A 21,132-nucleotide genomic window follows, 5' to 3' on the forward strand; every position below is an offset into this window, starting at 1 on the left:
TCTCACGATGATCTTCATCATCGCGACTCACTTACTGTTCAGTTTTCAAGGAGCAAACCGTGTTGATTTGTTTCTTTCGTTCAACGCCGTGTGTCTCAGCGGCGACTTTTATATCCTATCACAGTCCCAAGCAGTTCGTCAAGCACTTTTTTTAAATTCTTTTTCAGTGCTGATGTTGCTGTTTGAATTTGTGAGGCCTTCGTTTGGAAGAGCCGTTTATTAATGTAGCACGCGAGTATATAGCGAGTCAACACTTTGTTTGCAAATAACCTGATATTTATGCACTTTGTATTAGAAATGAGCTTTAATCACGGCTACAATACATGGATTATACATTGAAAGCGCTATTCTGTCAGCTATATTAAGCAAAATCGGTATAAAAAAAGCACCCCCGATATCTAAAATCGTAGGTGCTTTTTCTACAGTCCATTGGTATAGGAACAAATTAAAGCTCTCGACGTCCCTCTAAAGCTTTGGACAACGTTACTTCATCCGCATATTCCAAATCGCCGCCTACCGGAAGACCATGTGCAATTCTCGTCACCTTGATCTCGAACGGACGAACAAGACGCGAAATGTACATCGCTGTCGCTTCGCCCTCGATATTCGGATTGGTTGCCAGGATCAACTCCTGCACCCGTTCGTCGCTAAGCCGATTCAGCAGCTCTTTCAAACGGATATCATCAGGACCGATTCCTTCCATAGGAGAGATCGCGCCATGCAGCACATGATAATAACCGTCGAACTCTTTGGTCCGTTCCATAGCTACCAGATCTTTCGGATCTTGAACGACGCAAATGACGGACGCGTCACGAGTCTTGTCCTGGCAGATTTTGCAGGGATCGGTATCGGTGATATTGCCGCATACGGAACAGTAATGCAGATTGCGTTTGACGCTGACCAACGCTTTGGCAAAGTCGATCACGTCGTCTTCCTTCATACTTAATACATGAAAGGCCAGCCTCGCAGCCGTCTTCGGCCCGATTCCGGGCAGTCTGGAGAACGCTTCTATCAACTTGGCAATCGGCTCCGGATAATACAAGGCCACACTTCCCTTTTACAAATAGTTTAGAACAGACCCGGGATCTTCATACCGTTCGTGAATTTGCCCATATCTTTGTTTGCCAGTTCTTCCGCTTTGGTCAATGCATCGTTAACTGCGGTCAGAATCAGGTCTTGCAGCATTTCAACGTCATCCGGATCTACCGCTTCAGGTTTGATGTTGATCGCGATTACTTTTTTATGACCGTTGACTTCCACATTCACGACGCCGCCGCCGGAAGTGCCTTCTACTTTCTTCGTGCCGAGTTCTTCTTGAGCTTTCATCATTTGCTCTTGCATCTTTTTAACCTGTTTCATCATTTGGTTCATGTTGTTATTCATCGCAATCTCTCCTTAATAGTGGACCTCGGCTTGCCTGCGCGTATCGAATACGGCGAGCCGGGCGGGATTTATTCTTTGATGACAACCAGATTTTCCCCGAATAGGTTTAACGCTTCGTCTACCCAAGGTTCTTTGCTGCCGGCTTCCTCTTCCTGTTCGAGTTCCAGCACTTCCGATTTCGAAGCGCCCGCAGACTCGGTCGATTCGTTCCAATCTTTTTGCATGATCGTGAGCAGCTGCCATTGGCCGCCCAGGAAATCGGACAGAACCTGCTCGACGACTTGGCGATTGGCCTGTTTTTCGATCGTTTCGCGGTGGATGTCATTTTTAAAAGCAACCAGCACGGAGTCATCCAATGCGGATACCGGCTCGCCGTTGGTGAACCAAGCGTGTACGGTGACTTTCTCTTCTTTTACCCGCTGCAAGACTTGATTCCACTTGCCGCGAATATCCTTGAACGAGTCGTCGTCTTTGCGCGCCAGATATTGATCCATATGCGGCGGCAGCTTGGCCATGCGAGAGACGCGCGGCGCACTCTGGCGAGTTGCCGGACGATTTCCGCCCGACTCCGCTCCGCCGGAAGCCGATACGCCACCGCGCATGGCCTGCTCCAGCTTTTTCTCCAGATCGGCAATCCGGCCTTCGAGACGCTTCACGGCCTGAGAATCTGCGGAAGGCGAACTTGCGACAGCACCATCCTGCACCGAAGCTTCGGCACGATCACCCAGACTCACCAGGTTCAGCAGCGCCACTTCGAACAGCATCTGCGGATTAGCCGCATACTTCATCTCATTCTGGTACCGGCTCAACGTATCAATAATACGGAATAACTGCTCTTTGGCAAAACGCTCCGCCACTTCATGAAAAGACGCGGCATCGAGTACTCGCTCAGTCATATGCTCGGCGTTCGGTACCATTTTGATCATCAGCAGGTCGCGGAAGTAGAATAGAAGGTTCTCCATGCACTTGTCCGCGCTTTTGCCTTCCTGCATCCAACTCTCGACCGTTTGCAGTACGCCTCCGGCGTCTTTCGCAGAAAGGGAATCAGCCAAAGCGGAAAATTGCTCGGAAGCGATTCCGCCGGTCATGCCCAGCACTTGCTCGTATGTGACTTTGCCCTCGGTGAATGCGGAAATCTGATCGAGCACGCTCAGCGCATCACGCATTCCGCCGTCGGATAACCGCGCAATGTACTGCAGCGCGCTTTCCTCGGCGTCGATCTGTTCTTCGCGGCAAATCTCGCTTAAACGACCCGTTTGCTCTTCAAGCGACACGCGCCGGAAGTCAAAACGCTGACAGCGCGAAATGATCGTCGCCGGCAGCTTGTGCGGTTCCGTCGTGGCCAAAATAAACATTGCATGCTCCGGCGGTTCTTCCAACGTCTTCAACAGAGCGTTAAACGCTTCCGTCGTGAGCATATGAACTTCGTCGATAATATAAACTTTACGCCGAACTTCGGTCGGAGCATATTTGATCTTGTCGCGCAGGTCCCGAATCTCTTCCACGCCCCGGTTGGAGGCGGCATCGATCTCGAGTACGTCCATCACCGCTCCGGCCGCGATCCGTTTGCACGTCTCGCATTCGTTGCACGGTTCCGGAGAGGGTCCTTTTTCACAGTTAACGGCTTTGGCCAAAATCTTCGCGGCACTCGTCTTGCCCGTTCCCCGCGGTCCGCTGAACAAGTAGGCATGGGATACCCGCTGTTCACGGATGGCATTCTGCAGCGTGCGGATAATATGCTGTTGCCCCACCATGTCCCCGAAGGACTGAGGCCGCCAAGCCCGGTAAAGCGCAATATGTTCCATTAGCGGCTCCTTCTTTTTTGGACTATCGTCTTCCCTTAATTATACTATATTTCCGGCCCGATAAAAACGACGCTCAAGCCTTTTCCCCCGATAAAAAAAGAAAAACACCTCTGCCTGCGGCAAAGATGTCGGTGGTCTGAATGTTAAAAAGTTAAACCGTGCACCTACCTTCGATACGATGCCATCCAAGCGGCACCTCTACACAACAACTCGGGCTAGGCCACCCTCCGGCACAAAAGCTTGTCTGCTTATGGCTGCTTCCTTCCGGACCTGACCAGGTTCACAGGTGCTCATTGCGGAGGACCCAACCGTCAACATTATGTGTAAAGACCAAACCTTACAGGGCAAGACCTCGAGTAGGAATTCAACCTCGCTATAGCGGATTGCGAGTTACAGGGCACCGCTACCTCCCCATCTAGCACGGCATTCCATATTATACGGGATAAAAAGAGAAAACGCAAACAGGCCGGCATAGTCGCTGCCGGCCGCGGCGCAGGTCCGGTTTCGATCGGCGCTTCCCTTGGTTTCCGGCCCGGAGATCCAGTTATCTCCGGGTAAAAGGAAATCCAAAAGTCGCTTCGATTCGAAACCGGACCCGCGCCGCCGTTTCCGGCCCCCTCTTTTTATTGAGGGGGCGGAAACATGGACGAAGAAGGCGCGCGGTTATCTTCCCCGCGGCTTCTTCGTCTTGCTTTGAATGCGCAGCTTCATATAGAGGTTCTCGAATAGGAATCGATTCGACAACCTGCCAGCGGGCTTGATTCTGCACGGGAGCGACTTCGGCTTTGCTTCACCCAACCTTGAGACGGATTTGTCTCAAGGTTGTGAAGCGAAACGAGCGGAGTGACCGGGTAGAATCAAGCGAGCCTTATGCGAGCCCGCCGACCCGGGGCTTCGCCCGACGTTGATCCATCGGAGGCACATGGGTGTAGGAGCCGATCACGACGTTCGGCAGTTCTTCGCGGAAGATCTCCAGCATTTGCTTCATGCCGAGCAATTCGCTGCGGGCTGGCGGGATCAGTTCCATATAGCTTTCCGGGTCGATGTTCAAGTTGCGCATCTGGATCAGCTTCAGATCCGTGCGGCGCGCGAATTCGATCATGGCTTCGATCTCTTCTTCGCGGTCGGTGACCCCCGGGAAGATCAGATAATTGATCGACGTATAGACGCCCTGCTGCGCGGCATAGATCATCGATTTTTCGACGTTTTTGAGATTGTAGGCACGCGGCTTGTAGTACGCGTTATAGTGATCGTCGAGCGCGCTAATGGTACTGACGCGCATCAAATCGAGACCCGCGTCGACAATGCCTCGGATATGGTCGGTCAGACCTGCGTTCGTATTGATGTTGATATACCCCATATCGGTACGCGAACGGACTTCGCGCATCGCTTCGATGATGATCTTGGCTTGGGTGGAAGGTTCGCCTTCGCAGCCTTGGCCGAAGCTGATGATCGATTCCGGCGTCGTCAGGTGCTCCATCATGATCTGCACGATTTCGTCCGTCCGCGGACGGAAGTTCATGCGGGTCTGAGGCGCGACGAAGCCGCTGTCGTCAGGCTGTTCGGAAATACAGCCGAAACAACCCGCGTTGCAAGAATACGATACCGGCACTCCGCCTTCCCAACGTCCGAGGAACGTATTGGAAGACGTCAGGCATTCGTAGCCGAGCGCGCAATTCGACAAATGCTCGTACAGACGGTTGTCCGGATATTTTTCGACGAAGTCATGGACTTTTTTGTTGAGTTCTTTTTTGTCGCAATTGTCCGGATTCCATTTCTCTGGATCATCGCATTGTTCGGCCGTTACATGGAAACCTCCGTCTTTCCAGACGACGGCGGAGTAGCCGAACAGCGGCAATTTATATTCTTTATCCGTCTTCACGTAGCCTGGCAATGCCAAACGAGTAAAGCCCTGCGGAAGCAAAGCGCCGACGGCTTGCATCCCGTCCAGTGCAACCATCTCACCGGTATCAGGGTCAAGAGCGACCGGCTTGGTGCTTGGAAGGCTGACCAAAGTCGCGCCTTCAGGCAGCGGGATCAGTTCATCGTCCATAATTTCTATAATCATATCGGCGCTGCGTGCCAGCGACAGCAGCTCGGGGTGATCGTATACGTTGCCGTTCTCATCGGCGTAAACCAAGTGCATGGGTGAGGTCTCCTTTTAGCGGGCTTGCGATATTTATTTGGTTGTTACGGGAGCGGAAGCGGTCCGCGCCGGGCGTCTTGTCACGCCGGAAGACGAGTTCCCGCTGCTCTTCGACGAGGACGCGGAAGACGACTTCGTGTTACTTTTTTCTTCGGCTGTATCTAACGCTGCGATGAATTCTGCATTGTCTTTCGCATTTTTCATCTTTTTAAGGAAGCCTTCGATAAAGTCGAACGAGTCGTTCATATTTTTACGTACATGCCAAACGGCATCCAGCTCTTCTTTGGTCAGCAGCATTTCTTCGCGGCGCGTACCGGAACGACGAATATCGATCGCCGGGAAGATCCGACGCTCCGCCAATTTCCGGTCCAAATGAAGCTCCATGTTGCCGGTTCCTTTAAATTCTTCATAGATAATATCGTCCATTCTGGACCCCGTGTCAATCAGGGCCGTAGCCAGAATGGTCAAGCTGCCGCCTTCTTCAACGTTGCGGGCAGCACCGAAGAATCGTTTGGGACGATGGAAGGCAGCCGGATCGATACCGCCGCTGAGCGTACGACCGGACGGCGGAATGACCAGGTTGTAGGCACGGGCAAGCCGCGTGATGCTGTCGAGCAAAATGACAACGTCCTTCTTATGTTCAACCATGCGCAGGGCACGTTCCAATACCAGTTCGGCGACCTTGATATGATTCTCCGGCAATTCGTCGAAAGTCGATGCCACCACTTCGCCTTTGACGGAGCGCTGCATATCGGTTACTTCCTCCGGGCGTTCGTCGATCAATAGGACGAACAGCTCGATATCCGGGTTATTGTCGGAAATGCTGTTGGCGATCTCTTTCAGCAGCTGCGTTTTACCCGCTTTCGGCGGCGCTACGATCAATCCGCGCTGGCCCAGACCCACAGGAGCAATCAAATCAACGATTCGAGCAGATAAGCGATTTTGCGTTGTTTCAAGCGGTAATTTCTTCTCGGGATACAATGCGGTAAGCGCAGGGAAATGCAAGCGTTCCGCGGCCGTAGCCGGATCGAGCCCGTTGACGGCATTCACTTGCAGCAAACCGAAGTAACGCTCGTTTTCTTTTGGCGCACGGCATTTTCCGGACACAAGGTCGCCGCTGCGAAGATCAAACTTACGAATTTGGGAAGCCGAGATATAGATGTCTTCCGTACTTGGCAGGTAATTGATCGGGCGAAGGAATCCGTATCCTTCGGGCAGTACTTCCAGTACGCCCTGCATAAACATCAAGCCGCTTTTTTCAGCTTGCGCACGTAAAATGGCGAATACCAATTCTTTTTTCTTCATCTGGCTGTAGTACGTAATCTGATGCTGTTTGGCCAGCTTGTAAAGATCAGTCAATTTCATAACTTCCAAATCGGAAAGTTGCAAATCCATGTAAGATAACCACCTATTCAATTTTATATTGGAAAGCTCCGCGCCACTCTTGTCAGAGTTCTAGCCGGATGCCAAATAGTCAGAAGTCAATGTATAAAGGAAGATACGATCCTGAAATGAACATATCAATTCATTAGTCAAAGAAGCTATCTATAATTGAACGAAGAAATGCATTCTCTCGTTACTTTCATCCGAAAAACACATGGTCTTGGGCTGGTTGGTGAGTTGCGCGAATCGCTTGGATAAACGTTATCAATCGAATTTGGGTTCGGACCGGTTCCGAACGAATGGGAGTAAGATGTCTGGAAATGAGGGAAACGGAGATTAGACTTCCATTTAAGATAAGCATTACCCAATTCGGAAAAAATTGATTCGAAAACGTCCGAAAAAGGTACGGACGCGGCCGTTTGGCCGCGCCTGTATCAAATATCAGGTTGTCTGGCGCCAAACGTCAGCACCCAGACTACGAAGATTCGTCACCAGGTTGTCGTAACCCCGATCAATATACTCGACGCCTTCAATCTCGGTCACGCCATTTTCAACAGTTAATCCGGCAATCACCAGAGCGGCACCGGCACGCAAATCGGCAGCCTGAACTTTGGCTGCATTTAGTTTGCCGCCTTCAATAACCGCAGAGCGGCCTTCAACACGAATTTTTGCACCCATACGAACCAATTCCGGTACATGCTTAAAGCGATTGCTGTAAACAAAGTCGCTAAGTACGCTTGCACCGTTTGCCTGCGTGAGCAGACTGGTCATCGGAGATTGCAGATCGGTCGGAAAACCCGGGTAAACCAAAGCTTTGACATCGACATGCTGATAATCCGGACCTCCGATAATACGGATGCTTTCGTCCATTTCTTCAACCGTGACGCCCATTTCTTGCAGCTTGGCCGTAAGTGCCTCCAGATGCTTCGGAATCACGCTATCAATCAATACATTGCCCCGCGTGGCAGCGGCGGCAATCATATAAGTACCGGCCTGAATACGGTCGGGAATAATCGAATGTCGGCAGCCGTGCAGTTCCTGAACGCCTTCGATACGGATGGTCTCCGTACCCGCGCCTTTGATGCTGGCTCCCATGGAGTTGAGTAATGTCGCTACGTCTATGATTTCAGGCTCTTTCGCCGCGTTTTCGATAATTGTGGAGCCTTTGGCTTTGGCAGCCGCCAGCATGATGTTGATTGTCGCGCCTACGCTTGCGACGTCCAGATAGATTTTTGTGCCGCGAAGACCTTCCGAATGCAGATGGATCGCCCCATGCTCATTAACAGCAGTCGCGCCCAGTGCCTCGAAGCCTTTGATATGCTGGTCAATCGGACGAGGCTCGAAGTTGCAGCCGCCCGGAAGCCCGATTAGCGCTTCGCCAAACTTGCCGAGCAGAGCACCCATCATATAATAGGAAGCTCGCAGTTTTTTAACAGGTCCGTTAGGCATAGGAATCGATTTGACTTTTGACGGATCGATTCGCATCTGGCTGCCTTCCCAGGATACGCGTGCGCCAAGTCCTTCAAGGATCTCGGCATACACCGCTACGTCGCTGAGCAGCGGGAGATTGTCCAATATCACTTCGGAATCTGCAAGCAGCGCTGCTGGAATAAGCGCAATCGCACTGTTTTTCGCACCGCTGATCGTAACCGTTCCTTGGAGCGGACGACCGCCGGTGATCATTAATTTCTCCATAAGTTCAAAGGTCCCCCTACTTGATGTGCAGCCATTCGAAGAAGACTGAAAATTGTGATGACACGGAATTTAAAACAAAATGGAAAGACACCGCTTGAAACGGTGACCTTTCCATAATGAATGAGTGCTTCGGATTTTGCAATAAAAATCGACATTACGCGCAAAAAGTGCGTGATATCGTCCTAAGCGGATGCTTAGGCTTTGTTGCTGGAACCGAATTCTTTGATTTTGCCGATTACCGTAGCTTTGATTGCATCGCGGCCCGGTACGATGAACGAACGCGGGTCGTAAGCGTCAGGCTTAGCAGCCAGAACTTCGCGAACGACTTTAGCGAATGCGATTTGGTTTTCCGTGTTTACGTTGATTTTCGACGTACCCAGGGAGATCGATTTTTGAATGTCGTGAGTCGGGATGCCTGTTCCGCCGTGCAGAACCAGCGGAAGGTTAACCGCGTCGCGGATTTCTTCCATCTCTTTGAAGCCCAGGTTTGGTTCGCCATGGTAAGGACCATGTACGGAACCGAGTGCAGGAGCCAGCGTGTCGATGCCGGTTTCCTTCACGATGCGTACGCATTCGTTCAGGTCCGCATACTGGATGCCGCCGATTACGTCGTCTTCTTGTCCGCCGACCGTGCCAACTTCAGCTTCTACCGAAGCGCCTTTAGCATGTGCGTACTCAACGACTTGTTTCGTCATTTCGATGTTTTCGTCGATCGGGTGGTGCGAACCGTCGATCATAACGGAAGTGAAACCAGCGTCGAGAGCTGCTTTACACTTTTCGAAGCTCGAACCGTGGTCAAGGTGGATCGCAACAGGAACAGTGATGTTCATGTCGATCAGCAGACCTTCAACCATTTTCACGACTGTATTGAAACCGCCCATGTGACGAGCCGCGCCTTCGGATACACCGAGGATTACCGGAGATTTTTCTTCTTCGGCTGCGCCCAGGATGGCTTGTGTCCATTCCAGGTTGTTGATGTTGAACTGACCTACCGCGTATTTTTCCTCGAGAGCTTTGTTCAACATGTCTTTCATCGAAACTAATGGCATGATGGTTCCTCCTAAATTAAATGTTGGATTTCTTTCTAGTGCCGACATCCATACTTGTTCATTATAGCACTCTCGGTTGAAATACTAAACAGGCAGGTTATAAAGTTAAAAGTATTTTGAGTGTCGGGGGAATGTGCGTTGGGGAAGCGGGGGCGCTGCGGGGGAAATTGCCAGCATATGCTTCCGAAGTGCATTTCTTCGAAATGCTTTAGGACGCTGTCTCACCCGGAAAGTGGATTGGATTTAACTAAGGAATCTTTCCGGGTTCAAAGGCCAACACGCATCATGTGTTACCGCAGGCTTTCTTCGAAAACCTGTATTTCACTGAATTTCCCCCTCCGCTTGGTGCTTCGCCAAAGCACCAGATTATATGATAGATAATTTAAAAAAAGAACGCCGGAATTGGCGTTCTTGGAGTGTCGAGCAAGTCCAACGTGGCTGGAAGCGAGAAGACGGAGAGAGAAATTCAGTGAAAGACGCCTTTGAACTTGGAAAACAACCACTTAAATTTAAATCCAGTTTTCCAAGTGAGACAGCGGATTGAACGAATTTCTCTCGGAGTCTTCTCGCTTCCCCCCGCCACCGTGACTTTCCCGAATCACTCGCCGCGCAAATAGCGGCCCACGGCCAAGCGCATTTCGTCGATGTCGAAAGGCTTGGTGAAGTGCATCAGGGCGCCTTGGTCTTTGGCTTCTTTGATCATGTCGAGTTCGCCGTAGGCGGTCATCATGATGACCTTGATATCGGGATCTTGGGCTTTGATATGGCGAAGAATCTCCAGGCCGTCCATGCCCGGGATTTTCATGTCCAGCAGGACAAGGTCGGGGCGGTCGGTTTGGAGCAAGGCCAGCGCTTCTTTGCCGTTGGCGGCTTGGTAGGTTTTGTAGCCTTCGCTCCCGAACACTTCGGTTAGCAGCATGCGGATTCCGTTTTGGTCGTCGACGATTAAAATTTTATGTTCGCTCATTTTGGCTAATCCTCCCCCGGTTTCTTTCTGCGATGGGCCCGATGTTCGGGCGTTAAGCACTCTTTATATGCGCAGGAACTAAAGCTCGCTGTCGTTTTTGGACTTCAAAGAATGAATTCGACTTTTAATGGCGGTTTCCTGCTACTTCCAGCATGAAGACCGAATATTTTCCAATATCGGACGAATACAGTGCGAATAACGCAAAAAGAAAGACCCGGCAGATGCCGAGCCTTTCTTGCAATATGAAGATATTAGTCAATCGTATACGTGATCGCCGCTTTGACGAATTCGCGGAACAGCGGTTGCGGACGGTTCGGTCTCGAAGTGAATTCCGGGTGGAATTGCACGGCCAGGAACCACGGGTGATTCGGCAGTTCGACGATTTCGACCAGACGGCCGTCCGGCGAAGTACCGGAGATCACGAGGCCCGCCGCTTCGATCTGTTCGCGGTAAGCGTTGTTGAACTCGTACCGGTGACGGTGTCTTTCGTAAACCAGCTCGTCGTTGTAGCATTCCATGGCCAGCGAACCTTCAGCGATTTTGCAAGGGTAGAGGCCCAGACGCATCGTTCCGCCCAGATCTTCGATGTCTTTTTGTTCCGGCAGCAGGTCAATTACAGGGAATGCCGTAGTCGGATCGATCTCCGAGCTGTTCGCGCCTTCCATGTTAGCCAAAGCGCGCGCATATTCGATAACCGACACTTGCATGCCGAGGCAAATACCGAAGAACGGTACGTTGTTCTCGCGCGCATAACGGATCGCCGTAATTTTACCTTCGATGCCGCGATCGCCGAAGCCGCCCGGCACGAGGATGCCGCCGAGTCCGCCGAGCATTTCTTCAACGTTCTCGTCCGTGATCTCTTCCGCGTCCACCCAACGGATTTTCACGTCCGCGTTGGCGTCGAAACCGGCGTGCGACAGCGATTCAACCACGCTCAAATAAGCATCGTGCAGCGCGACGTATTTACCGACAATCGCGATTTCAACCGTTTTTTCCAGCTTGCCGATCCGTTCGACCAGCGCTTCCCACTCGGTCATGTCCGGCTGCGGAGTATCCAGCTTCAGATGTTTCACGACGATCTCGTCCAGACCTTCGGCGCGCAGGTTCAGCGGCACTTCGTACAGGGTCGACGCGTCGCGGCATTCCACGACGGCATCTTTGTCCAGGTCGCAGAACAATCCGATCTTCGCCTTCGTGTCTTCGGACAGTTCATGCTCGGTCCGGCAAACGATCACGTTCGGCTGAATTCCGATACTGCGCAGTTCTTTTACGCTGTGCTGGGTCGGTTTTGTTTTGATCTCGCCGGCAGCTTTGATGTAAGGAATCAGCGTCACGTGAATGTACATCACGTTATCGCGGCCCACGTCGCTGCGAAGCTGACGAATCGACTCCAGGAACGGCAAGCTCTCGATGTCGCCTACCGTACCACCGATTTCGGTGATGACGACGTCGGAACCGGACTCGCGTCCGGCACGCATGATGCGTTCTTTGATTTCGTTCGTGATATGCGGGATAACCTGCACCGTTCCGCCCAGGTATTCCCCGCGGCGCTCTTTGCTGATGACCGACGAGTACACTTTACCCGTGGTTACGTTGCTGTTCTTCGACAAGTTGATATCGATGAAACGCTCGTAGTGTCCAAGGTCAAGGTCCGTTTCCGCGCCGTCGTCCGTTACGAATACTTCACCGTGTTGATACGGGCTCATCGTCCCCGGGTCAACGTTAATGTAAGGATCGAACTTCTGGATCGTCACTTTCAGGCCTCTGTTTTTCAAAAGTCTGCCGAGTGATGCCGCCGTGATGCCTTTGCCGAGCGACGACACGACACCGCCCGTTACGAAGATATACTTAGTCACTGTAAAAAACCCCCTGTACGATGATTATGGATGAATCTTTAAACGTTCCGACGCTCATTTTACCGATCGGGATGGCATTACTGCCTCGTCAACGCTAAAGGTATGTTGATGTTTGCCTGAATCACACCTAAAACGCGCATGTTTCAGGCGAAAATCAACCCCTGATTAAGAGTCGACAAGGCATTACGTATGGAAATACCCCTATAAAAAACAAAAAAAGTGACACCCGTGTCCACGGGGCACTTTTTATCGTCTTTCCAATATAAATCCGTACTTAAATCAAAAGCCCAAGCAATAGTTTACCTTCTCGCTCGGGGGCTGTCAAGCAGGGAAAGCAGGCATTTTCAGCTTGTTTTCCCGCTTGATCGAAAGCCGAACGGGAAGAGAAAAAGAACGCCTTAGCGCTCGTTTTCTTCCCCGCCCTCGAACTCTTCTTCCTCTTCTTCTTCCTCGTCGAGATCTTCGTCATCCATCTCTTCGCCTTCGATCTCTTCTTCTTCGTCTTCGATCTCGTCATCCACGATGACGTCTTCGTCCGAATCGTCTTCGTCGGCATCGAACAGATCGTCGTCTTCGTCGTTCGCTTCGTCATCCGGTTCGGAGTTGAAAGAAGTATCTTCTTCCAGATCGTCGTCGTCCTCATCGTTGATAATACGCGGACGCTTCGCGCTGACGACCGGATCTTCGGATTTCTCCAGCGGGTACCACCGTTTCAAGCCCCACAGGTTCGTGCCTACGCAAGCAAAACGGCCATCAATGTTGATCTCCGTATACAATTGAGCGATCATGTTTTGCGCTTCTTCGTCAGTCATGCCGCGTTGGCGGCCGACTTCCTTCATCAGATCCGGATAGTAGTAAGGTTCGTTGGCTTTTTTCAAAATCAAAAAGGCCAGATCGACCATAGGCATTTCGCGGATTTTTTCATCGTCAAGTGATAGTTCAATCGGTGCAGGTGTCAATTGGACACGTCCTCTCAAAACGTATTGCAATTCGGTCATACAGAAAAAGTCAACCTAAGTAAAACGCATCCGCGCGCAAATTGCAAGAAGCGGAGACGATTTTCCGGCATAATTCCAATCTTCCGAATGCTCTGAAGCGGCGACCCGCTCCAAAAGCTTTCGGGTCTTGCTCTTACATCCGCTCCGGCGCGGAAACGCCGATCAGACGAAGCACGTTGGCAATAACGGTACGAACCGCGCCGAGCAGAGCAAGACGGGCTTGCGTGACTGCGGCATCTTCGGTGATGAAACGTTCCGCTTTATAGTAACTATGCAGCATCGCCGACACTTCGTATACATAACGAGTCAAACGGTGCGGCGCATAGCCTTCGGCAGCGATCCGGATTTCTTCCGGCAGTTCGCCCAATTTACGAAGCAGATCGTATTCGTGGTTAGCGGTCAGCTTGCTCAAATCGACCTGGTCGAGCGGCAGCACGGTCACGTTTTGCTCGTCGGCTTGGCGGAAAATGCTGCAAATGCGCGCATGCGCATATTGAACGTAGAACGCAGGGTTCTCGTTCGACGTCGAAACGGCAAGATCCATATCGAAGTCCAGATGCGAGTCCATGCTGCGCATCGTGAAGAAGTAACGCATCGGATCGACGCCTACTTCATCCATCAAGTCTTCCATCGTCACGGCTTTGCCGGTACGCTTGGACATTTTGACCTTCTCGCCGCCTTGGAACAGACTGACCATCTGCGCGATCAACACGATCAACTTCTCGGGATCGTTGCCCAACGCTTGCATGGCGGCCTTCATCCGCGGAATGTAACCGTGGTGGTCGGCGCCCCAGATGTTCATGACTTTGTCGAACCCGCGCGCATACTTGTCGCGGTGATACGCGATGTCCGGCGTCAGATACGTGTACGTACCGTCGTTTTTGATCAGCACGCGGTCTTTGTCGTCGCCGTACTTGGTCGTTTTCAGCCAAGTCGCGCCGCCTTCTTCGAACACTTCGCCCCGCGAACGCAGCTCGTCGAGCGCGTCCAGCACTTGTCCGTTTTCATAGAGCGACGTTTCGCTGAAGAAGACGTCGAAATGCACGCGGAAACGATCCAGGTCGCGGCGGATTTTCTGCATTTCTTTTTCCAGTCCGTACGTGCGCAGATACTCCATCAACTCGCCCTGACTCAAGGACAGCAGGCGCTCGCCTTCGCGCTCGACCAATTCTTTCGCGAAGCCTTTGATGTCTTCGCCGAAATAACCGTCTTCCGGCATCTCGGCTCCCTGTCCCAATTCCTGCTTGTAACGCGCTGCGAGCGACAGGCACAGATTCGTCACCTGGTTGCCGGCATCGTTGATGTAGTATTCGCGCGTTACTTCGTAACCGGCGAAATCAAGCAGATTGCACAGCGCATCGCCGACGGCCGCGCCGCGGGCATGGCCCAGGTGCAAGCTTCCGGTCGGGTTGGCGCTGACGAATTCCATTTGCACGCGTTTGCCTTTTCCGTCTTCGATGCGTCCGTAGTTCTCGCCCTGCGCGTGAACCGTGCCGACGACCGGGTACAGATAGCTTTTGTTCAACGTGAAGTTGATGAAGCCGGGGCCCGCGATCTCGGCTTGCACGATACCTGCGGCTTCGCGGTCCAGGTTTTCCAGGATGGCTTCCGCAATCATACGCGGGTTTTTCTTCGCAATCCGCGTAAGCTGCATCGCGGCATTAGTGGACAGGTCGCCGTGCGTCTTGTCCTTCGGCACTTCCAGTCCGATCTCCGGAATATCGGTTTCGGCTACGAGGCCGGCTTTGGCGATCGCCTGGGCGACAGCCGTTTTTACAGTGTTCTCAAGCTGTTCAAGCGGGTTAATCGTCATGTGGGTTGACTTCCTCCTGTATGGTTAAGCTGACGGCAAAATGACCCGAGAGGACGTCGTGGACTTCCAACTCGTACTCCCAGTGAATTTCTCCCGTGGGGCCCTGCATGCGCACGCTCAGTTCCCGGGTATGGGTAACCATGTCGAAACGCGTGTAAGGCGAACGGTAAAAACCGGGCAGACTGTCCCCTTTGCGGAAGGACTGCTCCGATTCCACCTCGCCGTGGCGGGTAACTTTCAATTCGTCTTGCGTGACCTTGACCAGCGTACGCACGCTGTCCGCGCCGCTTGCTCCAGGCTCTTCGTAACGGATGTACAGCGACTTGTCTTTTTGAAAAACCTGTCCGGCGAGCGTCTGCTCGACCTTCTCTTCGTCCTGCCGACTGTTGATCGTAATGAGGACGCGGCTCATGCCTTGCATAGCGCTTCCGCTCCAATCCGTTTTGATGAAGATTTCTTCTATAATACTATAGCATATTCCGGGATTCGGACCTAGGGCGTATTAGGAAGTAATCCGGCGCATAAGCTGATGTTTTCAGGGAAGTTATGCAGGACAAGCGCTTGGTGCGATTTGCGGCAGGATTGCCGGAAGCGGGTATGATACCATAGACAGAAATCATGTATCAAACAGGAGGTCTTGCGATGCCGAGCGAATCACGTTCTCCATCACAGTCATCACTCGCCCCACACTCCGGTTTCCGACCGCTTCCGGCATCTTTGTTTGCTGCCAAAGCTCTTGATGCTTCTCCGAGACTGTTGGGTCAAACGTTGGTGCGCCGAAGCGAGATCGGCGTAATCCGCAGCCGGATTATCGAAACGGAGAGCTACGGCGGAATCGAGGACAAAGGCAGCCACGCTTACGGAGGGCGACGCACCAATCGTACGGAGATCATGTTCGGCGCGGGAGGAACGGCCTACGTTTATCTGATCTATGGCATGTATCATTGCCTGAACGTCGTGACGGGCGAACCGGACGACCCGCAAGCCGTGCTGATCCGCGCCGTCGAGCCTTTGACCGAAGAAGACGAACGCCGGATGCGGATGCTTCGGAAAATCAAATCGAAAAAGCCGGCAGATCTGTCGGGCGGACCGGGCAAGCTGTGCCGGGCGCTCGATATCGACAAGTCGTTTAACGGCTGCCGCTTAAACGTGCCGACATCGTCGCTGTACCTGGAGGCAGGCGATGACGTTGACGGGCTGGATATCGTCTGCGGGCCGCGGATCAATATCGACTACGCCGAGGAGTACGCGGCCAAGCCGTGGCGTTTTTTCCTCAAGGATCATCCTTGCGTCTCCGTCAACGACAAAGCCAATCCGCCGCAGCCTTTTTATAGGTAAACCGGCAAGCAAGAACGTTGCGAACGGCCAAAAAAAGCGCCGGCTTCCAGCAAGGAAGCGGCGCTTTTTTGTGTTGACTCGTCATTTAACGACAGAACGGTTAACCGCCGAGTTCGTTCTTCAATTCTTCCGGCGAACGTTCCCACCATTCCGCGTTGTGAGTCGTCAGCAGCTTTTTCAACGCCGCCTTCGCCTCTTCGTCCATCTCGTTTAGGATGATTTTGCGCTTGATCGCATAGTCCAGCTTGTTCACGTGGTCAGCCAGAATCTTGAACCCGCGCTTGGTCTCGCTGTTAATCCACATCTCGCAAGCAGTCGCTCCCGCATAGCTGCCGCCTTCTTCGGTCTTGTCCACGGCCACCCAGACCAACCAAACCAGACGTCCGCCTTCCGCGTCCTGGCGTTCCGCCGTAAAGCGAATGCCGCGCTCCACTTTACTTTTGGCATGCATCGCTCCGACGTCGATTCGGGCCTCGCCCTCATCGATGATGATCGGAGATACGTTATTCAAATTAATGGCTCCTGTGCCGAAACCTTTGTGTTTGCTGCTTTTTTGGCTGCTGCTGATAATGTTCAGACCGAGCTGTTTTTTACCTGTCTGTTTTTCTTCCATAACGGGAATTTACGCCCCTTTCGGCCAATGAGTGCAATCCAAATTCTTGCAAAAAGTTAACCTTTTTTCAGTAAACTCTTCATCTTTCTCTATTCTATCCGATAAAAAGACGAAAGCAAAACAAAAAACCTGGAGTTTATCCGGTTTTCTTGTCGAAAACCGCCTACTCACTTGCTTGATCCATAAGAATATATTCGTAAATTTATGTGAACGTCACCTTTTTTAACTTCCATAAAACCTTGTAACGGCGCGGCTTTGAGAGCCTTGGTGGAAGGTCCGTGTTAAACACGCATCAAGAAAGCGCTAAATAAAGGTTTGCCAACGGCTAAGTCCTTTGCTACAATGTGTTTTGTGAGTAGTAACAACTTTGTAAACTTTGATTGAAGCCATATAGATCAAGACGCAAACAAGACAACGACGACACGACAAACGAAGCTTTTCGGTGCAAACCAAGATCTAAGCCGAATTCCGGCACCGGGAAGCGGGGGAACCAGTTATGGGTGAATTGACTTCGCAACGAAGGAGTCATAGGGGGACCTTCTCAACCGAATCCTTAAGCTAACCTCGCAGGCAAAACGGAAGGGGTACAATGTCTTTGAAGAAGAAGCTGACAGCCGCAGTAATGGGTCTCGCCATCGCGTTCAGCGTGGTGACTACAGGAAACGCTCATGCAGACTCCAAATTGGACAACGTAATCGACTCTGCACTCGGAACACCATACCGCACTGCGGGAACTACGCTCAACGGATTTGATTGCTCGGGCTTTACAAGCTATGTGTTCGACAAACTCGGAATCGACCTGCCTCGTCAATCTTCCGCTCAATACGGAGCCGGAAGCAAAGTGGACAAGAGCGATCTGCGTGCAGGAGACTTGGTATTCTTTAATACAAATGGCCGCGGCATCTCGCATGTGGGCATTTACGTAGGAAACAACAAATTCGCCCACTCATCGTCTTCGAACGGAGTTCGTTACGACAGCCTGGGCTCAAGTTACTATGCGGAACGTTATGTAGGCGCGGCTCGCGTAATGTAAGCAGCTGTACTTATAACGCGTTTGCAGGAGTTAATCTTTTTCTACCTGATCATAAACTGTTTTTCATAGAGCCGCATTCGGATGAACTTTCATCTTAATGCGGTTTTTTCATGAATTTTTTCAACCTAGTATTGATTACCCGCCTGAAAATCGGTCAAACGTATTTTTCCCATTTTAATGGTTTTATTTGAAAAGGAGTCGAAACCGCGATGCAAACTGATTCATTCCAGATCCGGACCATGACAGAAGAAGAAGCCGAACTCGTCTGCGGTTGGCGCTATGAGGCGCCTTACGATGTGTACGGTTGGATGCCGTGGGACGAAATGAAAAAGCTCGGGATCGAATTCGGCGATCCCGAGCTGCGCGAACAACAATACGTGACGGTCTATCGGAACAATGTGCTGCATGGGTTCGCTCAACTTTTTCCGCTCGGCGGAACGACCCGGCTCGGAATCGGCATGCACCCTGACTTATGCGGAAAAGGGATGGGCACGGAATTTGTCCAAGCGGTAGCGGAAGAAGCCCTGAAGCGCATCCCCGGTCAAGAGATTGACTTGGAGGTGTTGACGTGGAATCAACGGGCAATCAAGGCTTATCGGAAAGCCGGCTTCACGATAACAGACCTATACGAACGCATGACGCCCGAAGGAATGAAGCCTTTTTACTGCATGGTCTACCAAACACCGGCAGAATAGAGACGACGGACATCCGCTTCCTCAGATCAGTGCCACGAAGGTCATTTGTTGATCCCCGATCAGGACGTTGATCCGATGCAGCGTACTGTCATGAATCACCACTGCACTGCCGACATCAATGGACGGTTGCGTGCCCAGCGCATAAAATAGATCTTCGGCCAAGGCCTCATGTACCTCCAACCGATCTTCAGGCCCCAGACGCTCCCAGTCTTCCGAATCCATTTCGAAAAACAGATAACTATCCGAAATCAATGAGACCGCTTTCGTTAAATCCTGCAAAATTTCCCCGTAATCTCGACCATGTTTGACTCCCATTTGCGCTGCTCCTTTTTTGTCCATTATTTTAAACCTGCTGTCTTATTTTCATTATAGCGCAATTTGTCTCTTAAAAAAAAAGCTCCCCCTGTCGATAAAAAACATAGGAGTCGTAGGGTGTTTTTAAAAGAAAAGGCCAGCAAAAACTCGTTTCGTCGATTTGCGCGCTTGTGCTCCTGTTTGCTTGCACGAATCGGGTACAACCTGTATCCGGATATGCACAAGCCCGCGCTTGGGAAAGGTTGCACGTAGTAGCAAGTAGGCTCGTTTTCTGTAGTTCGCACAGGCCAGGGATGGCCCACTGTGCTTATGCAAGTTTTATATTCTCATGGATGAGGTGCTTACATGGAATTATCGTCTCTTATCGGTCTGGTCCTAGCTCTGGTTTCCATCTTTGTCGGCATGATTTTAAAAGGAGCTCCGCTCGGTTCCCTGATGGTGCCCGCGGCGTATCTTATCATTATCGGAGGTACTGCCTCAACGATCTTCGTCGGATTCCCGATGAGCGACTTGAAGAACTTTCCGAAGCTGATCAAAATCTTTTTGTTTAAGCCGAAATCGATCGATAAGGCTGAGCTGGTCGGCATGTTCATGGAATGGGCATCGATCACCCGCCGCGAAGGTCTGCTTGCATTGGAATCGAAAGTCGACGAAATCGACGACGACTTCCTGCGTAACGGCATGCGGATGATTATCGACGGCAACGACCAGGAATTCGTCAGCGATGTATTAATGGAAGATATACATGCCATGGAAGAACGCCACCGGGTCGGAGCGCAGATCTTCTCCCAGGCAGGCATGTACGCGCCGACGCTCGGCGTACTGGGCGCCGTGGTCGGCCTGATTGCCGCGCTCGGCGAGCTTGAGGACATGAACAAACTGGCGCATGCCATCGCGGCTGCGTTTATCGCCACGCTGCTCGGTATCTTTGTCGGTTACGTGCTGGCTCACCCGATCTCCAACAAACTCAAACGCGTGTCGAAAAAAGAAGTGGAAGTGCGCATGATGATGGTCGAAGGTCTGCTCTCGATTCAATCGGGCGTATCGACCATCGCGATCAATCAAAAGCTGGCTGTATTCCTGACTCCTACGGAACGCAAGAAGTTAGAAGAAAAGGGAGGCGGTTCGAGTGGCCAAGAAGGCTAGACCGGAACACCACGAAGAACATGCCGACGAAAGCTGGTTGCTTCCCTATTCCGACTTAATGACTCTTTTGCTCGCTCTGTTCATCGTATTGTATGCCATGAGTTCGGCCAACGTCAGCAAGTTTGAGGCGATGGCCGAGGCTTTCGATTCCGTGTTCAACGGCGGAAAAAGTATCATGGACCACACGTCCGCGACCGATGAAAGCAAAACGCAGGACGGATCAAAGTCCGAAGAGACCCAATCCGTCGAACAAATGGTTCAACAGGCCAAGGATTCCAAAAAAGATACGGCTGACGAAACGTTGGCCAAGCTGAAAAAGAAAGAACAAGAAGACCTGACCAAGCTCAAAAAGCAGCTGGATAGTTACATCGCAAGCAACGGGCTGAGCAATCAGCTGGAAACGAACCTTAACCAGTCTCAGCTCCAAATCACGATCAGCGATAAGGCGCTATTCGCTTCCGGCGAAGCGACGGTCAAGCCGACATCGCGTAAGCTGGGCGCGTCGATCGCGAACATCCTGAAGAATTTCCCGGGCTACAACATTCAGGTTATCGGTCATACCGACAACGTTCCGATCTTTAATAACAACTTCAAATCCAACTGGGATCTCAGCTCCGGTCGGGCGAATAACTTCCTTCAGGTTTTATTGCAAAATAAAAATCTGGACCCGCAGCGATTTACGGCTATCGCCGCAGGCGAGTACCAACCCATTGCTTCGAACGCAACGGCTTCGGGCCGCGCTCAAAACCGTCGGGTAGAAGTATCTATTATCCGGAATTATCAGGACTCCGCGAACACCATCAGTACAAGCAATACGACTTCGCCGTAAGTGTAGATATTGGATGCCCCCGTTCCTCGGAATGGGGGTTTTATTTATCCACAGGCAATTCACAAATC

Annotated in this window: 20 protein-coding genes, 1 other RNA gene and 1 riboswitch; of the genes, 6 read left to right on the plus strand and 15 right to left on the minus strand. The window is 51.7% G+C overall.

The genetic code is table 11. The annotated features are described in order from the left end of the window. Positions 1–223, plus strand: a 223-nt coding sequence (locus HRQ63_RS25775; protein WP_216674083.1) for a hypothetical protein, incomplete at its 5' end; no start/stop codon positions are given. A gap of 222 nt (positions 224–445) precedes the next feature. Here the strand turns inward: HRQ63_RS25775 and recR are convergent. The 13 genes from recR to HRQ63_RS25450 all read right to left on the minus strand — a co-directional run bounded on the left by recR (position 446) and on the right by HRQ63_RS25450 (position 15,516). After that, positions 446–1,042, minus strand: coding sequence for a recombination mediator RecR (recR, locus tag HRQ63_RS25390; protein ID WP_172247902.1), 597 nt, complete (start codon positions 1,040–1,042; stop codon positions 446–448). 26 nt (positions 1,043–1,068) lie between these two features. Continuing rightward, on the minus strand, positions 1,069–1,383 hold the full coding sequence (locus tag HRQ63_RS25395; protein WP_037285869.1) for a YbaB/EbfC family nucleoid-associated protein: 315 nt from the start codon (positions 1,381–1,383) through the stop codon (positions 1,069–1,071). Positions 1,384–1,451: 68 nt separating this feature from the next. Beyond that, positions 1,452–3,188 (minus strand): DNA polymerase III subunit gamma/tau, encoded by a 1,737-nt coding sequence (gene dnaX, locus HRQ63_RS25400; RefSeq protein WP_172247903.1) that lies wholly within the window; start codon positions 3,186–3,188, stop codon positions 1,452–1,454. A gap of 156 nt (positions 3,189–3,344) precedes the next feature. Beyond that, positions 3,345–3,612: signal recognition particle sRNA large type (gene ffs / locus HRQ63_RS25405), an RNA gene on the minus strand. 444 nt (positions 3,613–4,056) lie between these two features. Beyond that, positions 4,057–5,334: a radical SAM family protein gene (locus tag HRQ63_RS25410; protein ID WP_172247904.1), complete on the minus strand. Its 1,278-nt coding sequence runs from the start codon at positions 5,332–5,334 to the stop codon at positions 4,057–4,059. A 33-nt stretch (positions 5,335–5,367) separates the two neighbouring features. Beyond that, a complete protein-coding gene (gene rho, locus HRQ63_RS25415; RefSeq protein ID WP_172247905.1) occupies positions 5,368–6,729 on the minus strand; it encodes a transcription termination factor Rho in 1,362 nt (453 codons plus the stop codon). Positions 6,730–7,158: 429 nt separating this feature from the next. Then, a complete protein-coding gene (locus tag HRQ63_RS25420) occupies positions 7,159–8,412 on the minus strand; it encodes a UDP-N-acetylglucosamine 1-carboxyvinyltransferase (RefSeq protein WP_037285881.1) in 1,254 nt (417 codons plus the stop codon). 194 nt (positions 8,413–8,606) lie between these two features. Further along, the gene (gene fba, locus HRQ63_RS25425; RefSeq protein WP_172247906.1) at positions 8,607–9,461 is read right to left on the minus strand and encodes a class II fructose-1,6-bisphosphate aldolase; all 855 of its coding nucleotides are present in this window, start codon (positions 9,459–9,461) and stop codon (positions 8,607–8,609) included. 598 nt (positions 9,462–10,059) lie between these two features. Continuing rightward, positions 10,060–10,428 carry a response regulator gene (locus HRQ63_RS25430; protein ID WP_037285886.1) on the minus strand — a complete coding sequence of 123 codons (369 nt, stop codon included), beginning with the start codon at positions 10,426–10,428 and terminating at the stop codon, positions 10,060–10,062. A gap of 251 nt (positions 10,429–10,679) precedes the next feature. Then, positions 10,680–12,284, minus strand: coding sequence for a CTP synthase (locus HRQ63_RS25435; RefSeq protein WP_172247907.1), 1,605 nt, complete (start codon positions 12,282–12,284; stop codon positions 10,680–10,682). Positions 12,285–12,682: 398 nt separating this feature from the next. Continuing rightward, the gene (rpoE, locus tag HRQ63_RS25440) at positions 12,683–13,282 is read right to left on the minus strand and encodes a DNA-directed RNA polymerase subunit delta (protein ID WP_172247908.1); all 600 of its coding nucleotides are present in this window, start codon (positions 13,280–13,282) and stop codon (positions 12,683–12,685) included. A 133-nt stretch (positions 13,283–13,415) separates the two neighbouring features. After that, positions 13,416–15,095: an arginine--tRNA ligase gene (gene argS, locus HRQ63_RS25445; RefSeq protein WP_172247909.1), complete on the minus strand. Its 1,680-nt coding sequence runs from the start codon at positions 15,093–15,095 to the stop codon at positions 13,416–13,418. After that, positions 15,085–15,516, minus strand: a complete 432-nt coding sequence (locus tag HRQ63_RS25450; RefSeq protein ID WP_172247910.1) for a YwiB family protein — start codon at positions 15,514–15,516, stop codon at positions 15,085–15,087. The genes argS and HRQ63_RS25450 overlap by 11 nt, the downstream gene beginning before the upstream one ends. A gap of 221 nt (positions 15,517–15,737) precedes the next feature. On the opposite strand from HRQ63_RS25450, the gene HRQ63_RS25455 reads away from it, so the two are divergent. Then, positions 15,738–16,433, plus strand: a complete 696-nt coding sequence (locus HRQ63_RS25455) for a DNA-3-methyladenine glycosylase (protein ID WP_172247911.1) — start codon at positions 15,738–15,740, stop codon at positions 16,431–16,433. A gap of 100 nt (positions 16,434–16,533) precedes the next feature. On the opposite strand, the gene HRQ63_RS25460 is transcribed toward HRQ63_RS25455, so the two are convergent. Next, positions 16,534–17,046: a YwhD family protein gene (locus tag HRQ63_RS25460; RefSeq protein ID WP_172247912.1), complete on the minus strand. Its 513-nt coding sequence runs from the start codon at positions 17,044–17,046 to the stop codon at positions 16,534–16,536. A 449-nt stretch (positions 17,047–17,495) separates the two neighbouring features. Then, positions 17,496–17,634, plus strand: a riboswitch (cyclic di-AMP (ydaO/yuaA leader). 7 nt (positions 17,635–17,641) lie between these two features. Between HRQ63_RS25460 and HRQ63_RS25465 the strand changes: the two genes are divergently transcribed. Next, a complete protein-coding gene (locus HRQ63_RS25465; protein WP_037292606.1) occupies positions 17,642–18,079 on the plus strand; it encodes a C40 family peptidase in 438 nt (145 codons plus the stop codon). A 209-nt stretch (positions 18,080–18,288) separates the two neighbouring features. Then, on the plus strand, positions 18,289–18,774 hold the full coding sequence (locus HRQ63_RS25470) for a GNAT family N-acetyltransferase (protein ID WP_172247913.1): 486 nt from the start codon (positions 18,289–18,291) through the stop codon (positions 18,772–18,774). Positions 18,775–18,795: 21 nt separating this feature from the next. Here HRQ63_RS25470 and HRQ63_RS25475 read toward each other — a convergent pair whose 3' ends face one another. Further along, positions 18,796–19,089 carry a hypothetical protein gene (locus HRQ63_RS25475; protein WP_172247914.1) on the minus strand — a complete coding sequence of 98 codons (294 nt, stop codon included), beginning with the start codon at positions 19,087–19,089 and terminating at the stop codon, positions 18,796–18,798. Between the two features lie 345 nt (positions 19,090–19,434). On the opposite strand from HRQ63_RS25475, the gene motA reads away from it, so the two are divergent. Then, complete coding sequence (motA, locus tag HRQ63_RS25480) at positions 19,435–20,235, plus strand: flagellar motor stator protein MotA (protein WP_172247915.1); 801 nt, start codon at positions 19,435–19,437, stop codon at positions 20,233–20,235. Continuing rightward, positions 20,219–21,064 (plus strand): flagellar motor protein MotB, encoded by an 846-nt coding sequence (locus HRQ63_RS25485; RefSeq protein WP_172247916.1) that lies wholly within the window; start codon positions 20,219–20,221, stop codon positions 21,062–21,064. Before motA ends, HRQ63_RS25485 begins: the two co-directional genes overlap by 17 nt. Positions 21,065–21,132 lie beyond the last annotated feature (68 nt).

The sequence above is a fragment of the Saccharibacillus endophyticus genome (genome assembly GCF_013185185.1).
GTDB lineage: Bacteria > Bacillota > Bacilli > Paenibacillales > Paenibacillaceae > Saccharibacillus > Saccharibacillus endophyticus.

Bases quoted from the DNA above. Each gene is read 5' to 3' on its own strand.
- dnaX (WP_172247903.1), bottom strand. From the start codon at position 3,188: ATGGAACATATTGCGCTTTACCGGGCTTGGCGGCCTCAGTCCTTCGGG.
- HRQ63_RS25430 (WP_037285886.1), bottom strand. From the start codon at position 10,428: ATGAGCGAACATAAAATTTTAATCGTCGACGACCAAAACGGAATCCGC.
- fba (WP_172247906.1), bottom strand. From the start codon at position 9,461: ATGCCATTAGTTTCGATGAAAGACATGTTGAACAAAGCTCTCGAGGAA.
- HRQ63_RS25460 (WP_172247912.1), bottom strand. From the start codon at position 17,046: ATGGAAGAAAAACAGACAGGTAAAAAACAGCTCGGTCTGAACATTATC.
- HRQ63_RS25420 (WP_037285881.1), bottom strand. From the start codon at position 8,412: ATGGAGAAATTAATGATCACCGGCGGTCGTCCGCTCCAAGGAACGGTT.
- HRQ63_RS25395 (WP_037285869.1), bottom strand. From the start codon at position 1,383: ATGAATAACAACATGAACCAAATGATGAAACAGGTTAAAAAGATGCAA.
- rho (WP_172247905.1), bottom strand. From the start codon at position 6,729: ATGGATTTGCAACTTTCCGATTTGGAAGTTATGAAATTGACTGATCTT.
- motA (WP_172247915.1), top strand. From the start codon at position 19,435: ATGGAATTATCGTCTCTTATCGGTCTGGTCCTAGCTCTGGTTTCCATC.
- HRQ63_RS25470 (WP_172247913.1), top strand. From the start codon at position 18,289: ATGCAAACTGATTCATTCCAGATCCGGACCATGACAGAAGAAGAAGCC.
- HRQ63_RS25410 (WP_172247904.1), bottom strand. From the start codon at position 5,334: ATGCACTTGGTTTACGCCGATGAGAACGGCAACGTATACGATCACCCC.
- rpoE (WP_172247908.1), bottom strand. From the start codon at position 13,282: ATGACCGAATTGCAATACGTTTTGAGAGGACGTGTCCAATTGACACCT.
- HRQ63_RS25450 (WP_172247910.1), bottom strand. From the start codon at position 15,516: ATGCAAGGCATGAGCCGCGTCCTCATTACGATCAACAGTCGGCAGGAC.
- argS (WP_172247909.1), bottom strand. From the start codon at position 15,095: ATGACGATTAACCCGCTTGAACAGCTTGAGAACACTGTAAAAACGGCT.
- HRQ63_RS25475 (WP_172247914.1), bottom strand. From the start codon at position 19,089: ATGGGAGTCAAACATGGTCGAGATTACGGGGAAATTTTGCAGGATTTA.
- HRQ63_RS25455 (WP_172247911.1), top strand. From the start codon at position 15,738: ATGCCGAGCGAATCACGTTCTCCATCACAGTCATCACTCGCCCCACAC.